General features: G+C 62.9%; 10 protein-coding genes. 6 read left to right on the top strand and 4 right to left on the bottom strand.

Annotated features, from left to right (window positions below):
- Window positions 1–8 precede the first annotated feature (8 nt).
- The 5 genes from UB31_RS13585 (at window position 9) to UB31_RS13565 (ending at window position 6,825) form a co-directional block, all read left to right on the top strand.
- A complete protein-coding gene (locus tag UB31_RS13585) occupies window positions 9–980 on the top strand; it encodes an ABC transporter permease (RefSeq protein WP_045011199.1) in 972 nt (323 codons plus the stop codon).
- A 40-nt stretch (window positions 981–1,020) separates the two neighbouring features.
- Window positions 1,021–2,037, top strand: coding sequence for a sugar ABC transporter substrate-binding protein (locus UB31_RS13580; RefSeq protein ID WP_045005499.1), 1,017 nt, complete (start codon window positions 1,021–1,023; stop codon window positions 2,035–2,037).
- Window positions 2,038–2,114: 77 nt separating this feature from the next.
- Complete coding sequence (locus tag UB31_RS13575) at window positions 2,115–4,238, top strand: ABC transporter permease (RefSeq protein ID WP_045005501.1); 2,124 nt, start codon at window positions 2,115–2,117, stop codon at window positions 4,236–4,238.
- The gene (locus UB31_RS13570; RefSeq protein WP_045011198.1) at window positions 4,235–5,332 is read left to right on the top strand and encodes an SMP-30/gluconolactonase/LRE family protein; all 1,098 of its coding nucleotides are present in this window, start codon (window positions 4,235–4,237) and stop codon (window positions 5,330–5,332) included. The genes UB31_RS13575 and UB31_RS13570 overlap by 4 nt, the downstream gene beginning before the upstream one ends.
- The gene (locus tag UB31_RS13565) at window positions 5,329–6,825 is read left to right on the top strand and encodes a sugar ABC transporter ATP-binding protein (protein WP_045011197.1); all 1,497 of its coding nucleotides are present in this window, start codon (window positions 5,329–5,331) and stop codon (window positions 6,823–6,825) included. Before UB31_RS13570 ends, UB31_RS13565 begins: the two co-directional genes overlap by 4 nt.
- A gap of 9 nt (window positions 6,826–6,834) precedes the next feature.
- Here the strand turns inward: UB31_RS13565 and UB31_RS13560 are convergent, their stop codons facing one another.
- From UB31_RS13560 to UB31_RS13550, 3 genes are all read right to left on the bottom strand, one after another.
- A complete protein-coding gene (locus UB31_RS13560; RefSeq protein ID WP_045011196.1) occupies window positions 6,835–7,329 on the bottom strand; it encodes a DUF2059 domain-containing protein in 495 nt (164 codons plus the stop codon).
- 41 nt (window positions 7,330–7,370) lie between these two features.
- On the bottom strand, window positions 7,371–8,591 hold the full coding sequence (locus UB31_RS13555) for an OpgC domain-containing protein (protein ID WP_045011195.1): 1,221 nt from the start codon (window positions 8,589–8,591) through the stop codon (window positions 7,371–7,373).
- A gap of 322 nt (window positions 8,592–8,913) precedes the next feature.
- Window positions 8,914–11,970, bottom strand: coding sequence for an ATP-binding protein (locus UB31_RS13550; protein WP_045011194.1), 3,057 nt, complete (start codon window positions 11,968–11,970; stop codon window positions 8,914–8,916).
- Between the two features lie 281 nt (window positions 11,971–12,251).
- Here UB31_RS13550 and UB31_RS13545 point away from each other — a divergent pair, with 281 nt between their 5' ends.
- Entirely contained in the window at window positions 12,252–12,746 is a 495-nt protein-coding gene (locus UB31_RS13545) for a hypothetical protein (protein ID WP_045011428.1), read from the top strand.
- 185 nt (window positions 12,747–12,931) lie between these two features.
- Here the strand turns inward: UB31_RS13545 and UB31_RS13540 are convergent, their stop codons facing one another.
- Window positions 12,932–14,050: a hypothetical protein gene (locus UB31_RS13540; protein ID WP_156175331.1), complete on the bottom strand. Its 1,119-nt coding sequence runs from the start codon at window positions 14,048–14,050 to the stop codon at window positions 12,932–12,934.
- Window positions 14,051–14,060 lie beyond the last annotated feature (10 nt).

The raw sequence follows: 14,060 nt of genomic DNA, 5'->3' as shown, positions 1-14,060 counted from the left end.
ACCAGGCGATGAAACGATTCCGGTTCAATCAACAAGAGATCGTCTTCGCTGTTTTCGCGCTGCTGTTCCTCGTGTTTTCGATCTTTCTGCGCGGCTTTCTGACGGCGGACAATATGCTGACGCTGCTCCAGAACGTGGCGGTGCTCGGCATCCTCGGCCTTGCCATGGCGATCGTCGTGATCGGCCGCGGCATCGACATCTCCTTGATCGCGGCGCTCGCGGTGCCTCCCGGGCTCGTGCTGCAGATGGTGCAGAACGGTCACTCGCTGCCGGCTTCGCTTTTGACCGCCATGCTGCTCACGATTGCCTTCGGCCTCGTCAATGGCTGGCTGATCGCCTATGCCGAAGTCCCCTCGCTGTTTGCGACGCTCGCAACCGGCCTGCTGCTGGCCGGACTTGGGCAAGCCGCATTGTTCCAGCTCGACGTGGTGCAGTGGAGCCCGGGCATGAACGGCTTCGAGCGGCTTGGGCAGGGCACCATTCTCGGCATTCCGACGTCGATCGTGATGTTCGCGATCGCCTGCGTGGTGGTCGCCGTCCTGCTGCGCCAAACGCGCTGGGGCGCCTATATCTACGCCATCGGCGACAACCCTTACGCCGCGCGCGTCACCGGCATCCCTTCGCGTCCGATCATCGTCCTGCAATACGTCGTCGCCGCCCTGATCGGCTGCTTCGCCGGCCTCGTGATGGCCGCATCCGTCAATTCGATGCCGACCCGCGTCTTCAACTCGACGCTGATCTACGACGTCATCCTGGTCGTCGTGCTGGGCGGCATCGGTCTGTCCGGCGGGCGCGGCGGCGTGTTGAACGTCGTCATCGGCACGCTGCTGATCGGCACCATGCTCAATGGCATGACCATCATGGACATCTCCTACGCCGGGCAAAATCTCATCAAGGGCGTGGTGCTGCTGCTCGCCGTCATCACGGACTCATTCCTGAATCCGCGCAACGAAGAAACGGCACAGCAGGGCGACATCTGAACCACCGACAAGAACGACAACCACAACCAAGGAGGAAGCAATGAAGACTTTTGGCAGCCCGACAAAGGCGACCCTGGCCGCACTGGCTCTCGCGGCGATGACCGCACCGGCTCTCGCCCAGCAGGGCCTCGACGAACCGTTCCAGAAGCCGTTCAAGGACGCGCTGGCCGGCAAGACCGTGGCCTATGTTCCGGTCGCGATGAATTTCGACCTCACCGAGGGCTGGTATGCCGGACTGAAGAAGGAGCTTGAGCCGTTTGGCGTCAAGTTCGTGATCCGCGATGCCAACTGGAACACCAACGCCGGCGCGCAGGCCGTCACCTCGCTGATCTCAGAGAAACCGGCGGTGATAGTGGTTCATAATCCAGACGTGCAGACCTACGCCAAGCTGCTCCAGCGCGCCGAGAACGAAGGCATCTACGTCATCCAGATCAACATGGGCTCTGCCTATCGAAGCTCCGCCTTCGTCGGCGCCAACTGGGTCGAGATTGGCGAACGCCAGACCGAAGCCGTGGTCAAGGCCTGCGAGGGCAAGTCGAACAAGATCGCGATCATCCAGGGTGCGCTATCGGCGGCGGCAAGCGCTTATACGCTCAAAGGCGTCGAAAACGTTCTCGCCAAGCATCCCGAGATCAAGGTGGTGTCGAGCCAGGCCGCCGATTGGGACGCTGCCAAGGCCAAGGCGATCACGCAGACGGTGCTGAAGCAAAATCCCGATCTCTGCGGCATCGTCGGCTTCTGGGACGGCATGGATATCGGCACCGCTGCCGCGGTCAAGGAAGCTGGTCTCACCGGCAAGGTGTTCCTCACCACCTCCGGCGGCGGCGAACGCAAGGGCGCCTGCGAGCTGGTGAAGTCCGGCGCGTTCGATCTCAACATGAGCTACGACGTGCCGACCCAGGCGGCGCAGATGGCGGGCACGATCAAATTTCTGCTGTCCTCGGGCGCCAAGCCCGGCTCGATCAAGGGCTCGGAATACACCACGCTGATTCCGATCACCAAAGAGAACGCCGACAGCCAGACGGCCTGCTGGAATCTCAGCGACCTGAAGAAATAGGTCTTCCAACGCACGACCCAAACGTCCCGGGCAGCTTCATGTCCGGGACGTTGTCCCGAACTTTGCAAGGTCCTGGAATGCCGATGCGCGACACCCTGACAAGCCTGCGTTACCGCTACTGGCCCGATCATCTGCTCGGCGAGATCCTGTCCAAGCGATGGACCGAGACGGCCATTCCAGTGATACTTCTCCTGATCATTGGCCTCGCGCTCAGCCGATCCATCGATAACTTCCTGTCGCCGGCGAGCCTCGCCGACACCGCGCGCCAAGCCGGAGAGATCGGCTTCATCGCGCTCGGGCTGGCGCTGGTGGTCATCGTCGGCGGCATCGATCTGTCCGTCGGTTCGATCTTCGCACTGACCGATTTCTGCGCGCTTTATCTTCTCGACGTGTTGGGCTGGCCGGTCCCGGCGGTGGTCGTCGCCACGCTGCTCTGCGGCGCATTGCTCGGCGCAGTCAACGGCATTCTGGTCGGATATTTGCGACTACGTGCCTTCATCACAACGCTGATTACCCTGATCGTCTATCGCTCGGCCTACGATCTCCTGATCCAGCGCTACTCCAACGCGATCGCGTCGGCCTTCCCCGACATCCCGTCCTGGGATTTCATCGGCGGCGGCAGCGTCTTCGGCATCCCGACCGTGGCACTGGTCTATGTCGTCATCGCCATCTTCGGTCATATCTTTCTGACCCGGTTACGGCCAGGCTGGCACATCACCGCGATCGGCGGCTCGCGCCGTTCGGCGTACAATTCAGGCATTCCCGTCCGTCGTACGATTGCGCTCTGCTATGTCGCGAGCGGCGTGCTCACCAGCATCGGCGCGCTGTTCTTCGCATCGCGGCTGGGAACCGTCGGCGGCGACATCGGCGTTGGCCTCGAGGTCATCGTGCTGACCGCGACCGTGCTCGGCGGCATCACGCTTGGCGGCGGCAAGGGCTCGGTCGCCAAATCGGCGGTCGGGGTATTGATCGTGCTCCTGATCACCAATGGTCTCACGACCATGAACGCGCGCGGCGGCGTCAACCGGATGGCGCTGGCCGGCATCCTGCTGGTCGCCGCGATGGTCGATATCCGCTGGCAGAAGAACCGCACGCGCATCATCAGCAAGGTCTATGTCGCGCCGACCTACCACGCCTTGCCGCCTCCACCGCCCACCGAGATCGGGCAAGGCGGCCCGTTCGAGCAGAACGACAAGCTGCGTAACGTCGAATCGATCGGCCTTGGCCGGATCGAGGCACCGGAGGACGTCATCCTCGACCGCCATGACAATCTCTATGCCGGCTCGCGCCACGGCGACATCATGCGCTTTCTCGCGCCCGACTATCAGACGATGGAAGTGTTCGCCCATATCGGCGGCCAGCCGCTCGGCATGGCCTTCGACCGGCAGGACAATCTCTACGTCTGCATCGGCGGCATGGGGCTCTATCGCATCAAACCTGATGGCACGGTGGAAAAGGCAACGGATGAGACCAACCGCAGCATGCGTTCGGTCAACGACGACAGCCGCCTGAGGCTCGCCGACGATCTCGACATCACCGATGACGGCCTCATCTTCTTCTCCGAAGCGACCGTGCGCTACGAGATGGACGAATGGCCGATCGACGGCCTCGAGGCGCGTGGCAACGGCCGCATCATCTCCTACGACACCAAGACCGGCGCGACCCGTACCGAGTTGCGCGGCCTCAAATTCCCCAACGGCATCTGCGTGGCCAGTGACGGCCAGTCGATCCTGTTCGCCGAGACCTTCGGCTGCTCGATCAAGCGCTATTGGTTCGCGGGACCGAAGAAAGGTGCGGTCGAAGTGGTGATGGATAATCTGCCGGGCTACCCCGACAACATCAACCTCGCCTCGGACGGCAATTACTGGCTGGCGCTGGTCGGCATGCGCAGCCCCTCGCTCGACCTCGCCTGGAAGATGCCCGGCTTCCGGCGCCGCATGGCCAAGCGCGTGCCGGTCGACGAATGGCTATTCCCGAACATCAACACCGGCTGCGTGGTCAAGTTCAACGAGCAGGGCAAGATCGTCGAATCGTTCTGGGATCTGCACGGTGAAAACCATCCGATGATCACCTCGATGCGCGAGCATCGCGGCTATCTCTATCTGGGCGGCATCCTCAACAACCGGATCGGCCGCTACAAGCTCGACAATGCCGATCCGAACTTCGTCCAATATGACAAGCGGTGGGGGAAGCTGTCGTGATCGCCGCCGTCAGAGAGTTCGCCAACCGCTTTCTCGGGCGCGGCGACGCCACCATCACCGTGCCGTCCTTTGACGGCGCACTGAAGCCCAACCAGAAGCTGGAATCGGCCGAGACCCTGCTGACGTGCAAGGAACCGGAAGACCTCGCCACCGATGGAAGCAACCTCTTCATCGCTGATGGCCAGCGGCTGATGTCCCTGAGCGGCGGCACGGCAACGCAGGTGCGCAGCTTCGAACGACCGATATCGGCGCTTTGCGCCCTTCCCGACGGCAGCCTCGCCGTCGCGCTCGGCGGGCGCGAGGTGAGTCTCTACGCAAGTCCTTCGGCCGAGCAGCCGAGCGTGACGTTCGCCGATCCGGCGTTCAACGCGATCAACGCGCTCGCACTGGCGGACGACAGCACGCTTATTGCGACGGACGGCTCGGCGACCTGCGGCGTCGATGACTGGGCGCGCGATCTGCTGGAGCTCAACCGGAGCGGCCGCGTGTATCGGCTTGATCCCGCCAACAAGACCGTCACACGATTGACCCAGGGACTCGGCTACGCCTTCGGCGCCTGCGCCCACGGCAACGCCATGCTGGTCAGCGAGAGCTGGCGCCACCGCCTCGTTCTCGTGACGCCCGGCGCATCGCCCCGGGTCGTGCTTGCCCACCTTCCCGTCTATCCGTCGCGACTGACAAAAGCCTCGGGCGGCGGATACTGGCTCACCGCTTTCACCGCACGAACTCAGCTCGTCGAGTTCGTCTTGCGCGAGCCTGGCTACCGGCGCCGCATGATGGCCGAGATCGATCCGGCCTACTGGGTTGCGCCTCGCTTACGCTCCGGCATGTCGTTCAAGGAGCCGATGCAGGGCGCGCACATCAAGACCATGGGCGTCATCAAGCCATGGGCGCCACCGCGCTCCTATGGCCTCGTCATCCGCCTCGATGCGGACGGCCAGCCGCTCTATTCGCTGCACAGCCGGGTCGACGGCGTCAATCACGGCATCGTCGCGGCCATCGAGATGGGCGACGACCTCGTCCTGATCGCCAAGGGGCCCGGTCGTGTCCTGAAACTGCCCCTGACCGGACTCGCCGAGGAGTTTCGCCCATGAGCGACATCATGCTCTCGCTGCGCAAGGCCACAAAACTCTACGCCGGCGTGCCCGCGATCGACGGGGTCGACTTCGAGCTCCGTCGCGGCGAGATTCACGCGCTGGTCGGCGAGAACGGCGCGGGCAAGTCGACCCTGACCAAGGTGATGGCGGGCGTCGTGACGCTGACCTCGGGCGCCATGACGGTCGACGGTGCGGACGTCGCTCCGAAGACGCCGCTGGAGGCGCGCCATCTCGGCATCGCCATGGTGTTCCAGGAGAACAGCCTGGTGCCGACCATGACCGTGGCGCAGAATCTGTTTCTCGGACAGGAGAAGTTCTACAATCGCCTGCGCGGCATCTACATCGCCGCGCAGCAGTTCTTGCAGTCGCTCAATTTCGATGTGACGCCGACTGCGACTGTGGGCGGCCTTGGTGCCGCCAAGAAGCAGATGGTGGAGATCGCGCGTGCGGTCCTGCACCGCGCCAAGGTCATCATCTTCGACGAGCCGACGGCATCGCTGACGCCGGAAGAGAAGAAATACTTCTTCGACCTCGTCCGCGACCTCAAGAAGCGTGGCGTCTCGATCGTCTTCATCTCGCACGCCCTGGAAGAGGCCTTGCTGCTCGCCGACCGCATCACGGTGCTGCGCGACGGCAAGCACGTCGTAACCGATGACGCCGCCAAATTCGATCGCGCCGCGATCATCCAGGCCATGGTCGGACGTGACCTCTCCAACACCCTCTACGGCTCGAGGAAGAGCAGCGTTCGACCGGCCGGTGCGCGCGTGCTGACGGTGCAGAACCTGAAGATGGCGCCGATGGTGAAGAACAATTCGCTGTCGGTGTTCGCGGGGCAGATCACCGGCGTGTTTGGTCTTGTCGGTGCCGGCCGCACCGAAACCTTCAAGATCGTCGCCGGCGTCCTGAAGCGCGACTTCTTCCACGGCGGTGAGATCCTGCTGCACGACAAGCCGGTGCGTTACCGGGTGCCGGCGCCGGCGGTCAAGGCCGGCATCGCCTATGTCACCGAGGACCGCAAGGTCGAGGGCTTCTTCGAGACCTCCTCGATCGCGCGCAACATCTATCTCGGCCTGCTGTCGAAGTTTCCCAAGGGCCGTATGATGCTGTCGCGGCGGGAAAACGATGCGGTCGGCAAGACCTGGATCGAGCGGCTCAAGGTTCGCACCATTGGCGAGAACGGCAAGGTGGTCGAGCTCTCCGGCGGCAATCAGCAGAAGGTCGTGATCGCCAAATCGCTGGTGCAGGAGCCGGACCTGATCATCTTCGATGAACCGACCCGCGGCGTCGACGTCGGCGCCATCGTCGAGATCCACGAGCTGATCAACCGGCTCGCCGACGAGGGCAAGGCAGTCGTGGTCATTTCGTCCTACCTGCCCGAGATCATGGCGCTGTCCGACCGCATCCTGGTCTCGCGGCAGGGCAAGGTCGTGGAGGAGTTCTCCGCGCTGGAGGCGACGGAGGAGCGGATCATGTACGCGGCCATTCATTAAAGGAGGCGCCTACGGCTTTTGCCCCTTCTGGCGCAGCGCCTCGATCAGGCGCAGCTTCAGCTCGTCGGCCGCTTTCTGGCTGACGTCCTGGCCGATCTGCGCGCTCGCCTGCGCCAGCGCATCTGATTTCTCCAGATACTTCTTTCCGGCGGGTCCGCTGTAGAACGCCTCAATCTGGCGGAGCTCGTCGACGGTGAAGCTCGCGGCGTAGAGCGCGGCGATCTGATCGGCCATCGACGCGAAGAACGGGGCGTAGATCTCGGCGCCCGGCGCCGTCATCGCATCATAATCGTGCTCGATCTCCGGCCTGTCCTGCGCGACCACGGGCCTGAGCTTGAGCATGAGCTGCGGGAGAGCCGTGCGATACTGATCCGCTATCTTCAGCGTGGTGACGAGTTTTCGCGCAGCATCCATCGCCTCGGGCGACGGCGCCTGCGCCTGCGCCGACGCGTTGCAGAGGAGAAGCAGAAGGGCGCCGGCAATCGTCAACAAGAGTCTCGACATGGATCTCTCCCGAAAAATCGTCCGCGCGGCGCGATGGGCCCTCAGCGGCCAGACGGAGTTGCGGCGATGACCTTGACCGGTGCGCCTTCGGCGGCGGGCTCCGACTCGTCGTCGACGTCGGTCACCTTGACGAAGAGGCTGGGCACTCGCTCGGCGCGGTCGAGCAGCCACGCCGCCCCGATCATGATGACGAAGCCGGCGAAGGAGACGGCGAGCTGCTCCCAGACGCCCCTGGTGTATTGCATCAGGATCCAATGCGCCGAGAACGACAGGAACACGCTGAGGCAAAAGATCGGCAGCGAGTGCTGGCCGCACAGGATGACCGGGCGCAACCATTTCGAATGCAGCGCCTTCCAATGGCGCGGGACGAAATAGACCACCCAGATTCCCAGCGCCAGGAAGTGCGTGAAGCGCAGCATGTCGAGGTCGGTCTTATCGATCGGGTAGATCGCCTTGATCATCCATTTCGGGATCAGCGCCTCGAGCGCGTGAACGTGCCATGTCATCACGATCAGGAGGGCGAACGCAATCCATGCCGCCGCCAGGCCCATCACCGGCTTCGACCAGACCCATTTGGCGATCTTTTCGATCTGGCCGACGCCGCACCAGGCGGCGAATACGAACATCAGCTGCCAGCAGAACGGGTTGAAGTACCAGGTCGTGCCAGGCGGATAGGACGCGATATTCCAGTCGAACCAGCGCGACAGGACATAGAGCACCACGGAGGCGGCGAGCGTCAGGTTCGGCCGGCGCACCAGACACCACACGATGAAGGGCGCTGCGAGCACCAGCGTGATGTAGAGCGGCAGCACGTCGAGATTGACCGGCTTGTAGCGCAGCGAGAGCGCCTGCCCGATCAGAATGTCCGGATGGTCGAGAAAACTGTGAACGTTGAACTCGTCCGCATACAACGGGTTGTCGAATCTCCTGATCGTGCGCGCGATTTGCGCCGTGAACAGCAGGAACAGCATGATGTGGGCGACGTACATCTCGGCCGCCCGCCGCCACAGCCGCTTGAGCGCGGCGAGGAACCAGCCGCCCGCGACGATCGGCCCGTAGATCCAGCCGACCAGATAGCCGGAGATGAAGACGAAGAACTCGGCGGCATCGCTGAAGCCGTAATTGCGCAGCGTCAGCCAGGCCACGACGTCATGCGGGATGTGATCGAGAAAGATCATCCACAGGCCGATGCCGCGGAACAGATCGAGCCGCAAATCGCGCTCGACCGGCGCCAGGAGAGCTTGCTGGTCCCGTGTGGTCATGGCCCCCGCCTCTTCCGGTAGGCGTCGCGCCGTCGCGGCGCCGGCAAAATCGGATGCTAAAAAATGTGAATCAAAAGGTCACCTAACCCCGCGGCTAGCCTGCCAACGGTAGCCGACCGTGGCCCCCGCGCAAGGGGCTTTGTCATCGCAATGGCAGGCAGGGACCACCGCGGGAGCTCTTTCCTTCAAAAAATGTCGAAAACAACCCCATGCACAGTAGAAGCAATGCGCCAAGCCATTGTATCAACTTCGAAATCAAGTTGGTCCGTCGGGCAAAAAAATCGGCGCGACGGTACGATCGCACGCCCATGAGCGACAAGGGTCAGGTGAGCTGATCGCCGCGGGCGAGCATCTCGTTCAGCATCGCCTCGGCCTTGTGCTGGAGCGGCAGCGCGCCACTCGCGGAGGCAATGGCGATCGTGCCGCGCAGGGCGACAAGGATCGCGGCCTTGTTCTCCGCGCTGGAGGCCGGCGTCACGACGGCTTCGCCGAACAGGGCCTCGGCCTCGAGGCCGGAAAACCCCTGCTGCCGGGCGGTGTTGCGCGCCTCGCGCAGCATGTTCTGCGCGGCCTGGACATCGCCAAGCTGGCTGGTGGCCAGCGCCAGGTAGATCGAGCTGCGCAGCACCGCCGAGGTATAGCCGATCGCCTTCGCCTCCTCGCGCGCCTCGCCAAGCATGCCGCGCGCCCGGTCGAATAGCCCTTGCTCAAGATACGCCATGCCGAGATGGCAGGCGAGCACCGGTACGAACAGCCGGATGCCGTGCTTCTGCGCCAGCACGAAACCCTCTTCGAGAACGGCCGCGGCCGCCGCCGGATCGTTGCGGCCGAGCTTCAGCCAGCCGCCGCTATAGGCGGTGGCGACGCGGTCATAGGGACGGTTGGCCTCCTCCGCGATCGCGACGGCCTGCTGCTGGAGCTGTTCTGCAACATCGAGCTCACCCATGACGGTGTGGGTGAAGCTCTTCATCATGCAGCAGAGGAGGAGAGTGTATTTTGGGGGAGCGCCGAAGGGCGCACTTGCCTCCGGCCCCATCAGATGGGCCCGGGCTCTCGCGAATGTCTGCTCTGCCTCTCGATAACGACCGGCAAGGAAATAGGCCTGCCCGAGATTGTATTGTGCAAGGTTACGCCAACCTGGGTTGCCCGACTCCTCGGCAAGGCCAACGACTTCCTCGCCGAGAGCAACTGCTTCAATCGGCGTCCCGTAGAAGTTCTGCCCACCCGCCATGACGGTCATGGCGGCGACCTTTCTTCCGATATCGTCAATATCATTGGCCCGGCGTTCGGCCTCCTTTCCGAGATCGACCCACTCGGCAACCCGACCGGACCAGATGAACGCCATGCGGGCCTCCATCCGAAGGTCAATGGCATCCGACTCCCGCGAACGCGTCATCGGGGTTTTGTCGAGTGAACTCATCCCGATCTCGAAATAGTCGACCGCATCGGCGTATGCCGAGCGCACGAGACATTTCTGGGCGGCGCTCCTCCCGTAGCTGAACGCCTTCAGCCAATCCTTCGCCCGCATGGCGTGGTAGCAGAGCGTGTCAGGACCATCGCTCCATGTCTCATCGCTCTCGAAGGCCGCAAGAATCCGCGCGTGTATATTTTCGCGCACTTTTTCCACCATCGACTCGTAGGTCACTTGGCGGACCATCTCGTGTCGAAACTCGATCGAGTCCTCAAGTTCGCTATCGATCCTGACAAGCAGCTCGGCCCGATCGAGCGCTTCGAGACAATCCTGAAAGACGTCTTGAGGCAGGACCGCGACATTCCGCAGCATGGCTATGCTTGAACGTGGGCCGAGCGCCGCCGCGATTTGAAGAACCGAGCGTTCCTGCCTCGATACGCGATCGAGCCGCGCGGCAATCACTCCTTGGATGCTGGTGGGGATTCCGAGCTCATCGATGGGACGAACGAGGGCGAGGTCACCCCACTGACCGCGAAGCGTGCCACTGTCCTTCAGCCCGCGGCAGACCTCCTCGAGAAACAGGGGAACGTTGGCGGTATGAGAGATGATCCGATTCTTCAAATCGAAGTTCGTCATGGATGGGCCGAGCATATCTGCCAACATGGCCAATCCCGAATCGTCGTCCAGGGGACGCATTGCTATCACTTCCGCACGGCACCGTGCGACCCACTCAGGCATCCCGTTCGGCCGGCTCGTAAGAAAAACCAGCAGGTTCGAGACTTGTAGCGACGCGATTGCAGCAACGACCGTGTCGCTGGCTCGATCGATCCAGTGCAAGTCCTCGACGAGAAGAACCGTGCGTTGCTGAAGGGCTAAGCTCTGAACGATGGCGCAACTTGCATCGGAAATGGCGCGAGCACGCGCGTAGGGCTCCAGGTCGCTCCAGCTAGGATCCGTGACCGGAATATCCAATATTGAGTCGATCGCGAGTTGATGGATCGCCGACAACTCCTTTCGGATGTCAGCCAGACGATCCGAATCTCTGGCGGCAACCTCCAAGATCGAGAGTATAGTACGCTTGAGCGCGCTGAACGGCGCGCCTTGAAGATTCGGACTGCATTCGGCGTCAACGAGTCGCCAACCGCCGGCCCTGAGGTCCTGGGCAAACTCGTGCGCGAGCCGGGATTTTCCAATGCCAGCGTCGCCGATCAGCAGGACGGTTTGTCGCCCCGCGCTGGCCCGTTCCGCGGCGCGTCCCAACAGCGCCCGCTCCGTGGTGCGATCGACAAACCGCGAAACGCTCCGTGCCCGTCGCACCCGCCAGCTCGAAAGATCGCTCGCGCCCACGACACGGTAGACTGGCAGCGGCTCATTGAAGCCGCGTAGCCCCTTGCGGCCCAAGGATTCGAACCGGACATGCCCATCAGCGAGCTTCTGGCAGGCTTCCGACGCGTAGATCTGATTCGCCTCGGCCGCCGCCTCCAGCCGGGCGGCCAGATGCTGGGCGGCGCCTCCGATCTCGTAGACCTTGGAAAACTCGCTGGCGACCATGTAGGCGACGACGTGACCTGAGTGGAGACCAACCCGGACCTGAAGTCCGGGATCGCCCAGGCTCCCAACGCGCCGGACCAGTTCGATGGCCGCATGACAGGCCAGGGGAGCGTGGTTGTCGTCGGCAATCGGCGCGCCAAAGACCGCAGCCAGCCCGTCCCCCAGCTCCTTGCTGACGATTCCGCCAAACTGGCGTACCGCACCCCTCATGGCCGCCAGTGCAGGCTCCAGGCGCGATACCGCCTCCTCCGGCTCCAGTTCGGCAACAAGCCCCGTGGAGTCGATGACGTCGGCTCGGAGAATCGTCACAAATCGCCGTTCGCTATCGGGATCGCCGCGCTGACGTACCGCCGCCCCGCATTTGGAGCACCAGCTATCGTCCGGATCAATCGCCGACTGGCACGCGAAGCAATGCATTCCTGCGCCTTCAAAGATCGCGGCATTGCTGTCGACCAGCACCCGCGAGCAACCCCTGGTAAGAATACCTATCGAGAACCGCTTAGCAATCAGGCTCGCCCATCGCCGCGGGGCACGGTGTGGGTGGCGATCTGGACGAAACACAGTCCTGAGTGGTAGCGTATGCAAATCCCAGCAAAAATGGGGCATATATTCTGGCGACGCTAGGTTGGCCGAACTGACCAGCGTCGTGCAGCCGTATGTATTTCCGCAAAGCCAAGGACATATTGAAGGAAAAGACGATGGGCTCGAGAACTTACACCGGGGCTTCATTCAAAGATTTGATGAACGACAATTATTTCCCGTTGGAAAACATGCAGAGGAGCGTGGACATCCTCAAGGCGTCCGAGGACATCCACCTGCCGACCCTGGAGTATGGCCAGTATCACCTGATCCTGACGCCGGCGGACAGATGGCCGGACGGAAGCGCAGCGCACTGGCACAAGGAGAAGGGCCGGGCTCGCGTCGACCTCAGCACCCAGCCGAATACGATTCCGCTGTCCAAGGACGAGCCCGGCGTGATCCCCCTGACGCGGTGTACGCTGCTCGATGCCTGCGTCCGGAAATGCTTCAATTCCGAGCCGCCGATCCCGATGAAGACGAAGATCATCACCCACGCGGCAAGCGATGCCTTTGCCCATCGGCACGAGATCAGGCTGGAGTGGGAGTATGATAATGGCGAGGACCATGCGCCGACGCTGCTCAATCTGACGATGGTCTGCCCGCACAGATCCTGATTGCGCGAGAGACCAAACGCGGAAGCTTTTGTATCGACTGAAGATGGTCCGTCGTCGTCGCGGCCCGCGCTACACGACGGATCGATCCTTCCCTCGCCACTCAGCCCACGATAATGCGCCGCCCCACGAGAGACCGGCCGTCAACGCCGCGCAAAGCGCGTGCTGAAGCCTGCGCCGCACGGGTGTCAGGAAATGACAACCGCGCTGAGAGGGCGACGCCCGCTTGCCGGCGCCGGACCATCCGCGTAGCCAACCCGGAAGCCGAAGATCGGCTCCCAGCCGTTCCAGACGCCGCCGAGATTCATTCGAGCGGCGATCGAAGAATTGCCGCCGCCTTGCGTCTCGAAGTCGATGACTTCGATGGAATGGTTCATCGGCTGCAAGGCCAACCCGCGCTGCACCCCTTCGAGGTGAATGCGTTGCCACAAGCGACCAGCCTCGATGTGCAGGCGATGATCCGCCCTCGATCCGCGAACCATGATCAATCCAAATGACGGTGCGGTGGCGCAGGTAACGGCCTGGGTCAATTCGAGCCAGCTCTTGTCGATTTTCTGAAACGCGGCCTCGTCGATGTTGGTGCCGCTCGCCGACGCCCGGATGCCGGCATGACGGCCCTCGCGCAGCGATTCGACATCGAGAATCCGCCGCGTCCCCTCGAGGGTCAAATCGCTGAAAGCCTTGCCTGCATCGTCACGGGCGTTGATCAGCAGGAGTTTGACGTCAGGCGACGTGGCCTGACGGTTGAACGCATTGAGGATACTCGTCTCAATTTGCCGGTCTCGCTGGTAAGGCCCACGGTGCGTATGCCGCCGCGCAATCGCGTCCTGATGGGGATGGGCTGACGCGGGCGTCAGCTCGAATGCCAGCGTTGCGGCAACGCCGTCCGCCGCCCCATCGGGCAGCAGCGAGACCTTGGCGTTGAAACCCTGGGAGGGCGCTGCCACGCAGGCGTTCTCGATGGCGCAGCCGAGCCCCATATAGAATTCGCGGCGAAAGAGATCCAGGCCGCCAAGATTTCGCTTTTCATCCGCGATGACCTGGATCTCGTTGGACCCGAGCCGAAACAGCCAAGGCTGCGTATTATAAGGGCTGGCTGCCAGGATGGCGCCGGAAGCTACTCGAAGCGCTCCGGCTCCCGCATTCGACTGCCAATAATCCCAGGGGGCAACTCCGCCTTCGCTCGGCAAAGCCGCGATGGATCCGGCCCCGATCTCCGCCGCAGCGTCGCGGCTGAACCGCACACCGGCGGCCATCGCGACACCACCGGCGACGACCATTCGCCTCGAAATCAAATGATTTGTCATGGCTATTTCC

This window comes from Bradyrhizobium sp. LTSP849 (assembly GCF_000938255.1).
In the GTDB taxonomy this organism is placed as follows: Bacteria; Pseudomonadota; Alphaproteobacteria; order Rhizobiales; family Xanthobacteraceae; genus Bradyrhizobium.
Note: the sequence above shows the minus strand (reverse complement) of the source record. Positions and strands in the feature narration are given on the sequence as shown.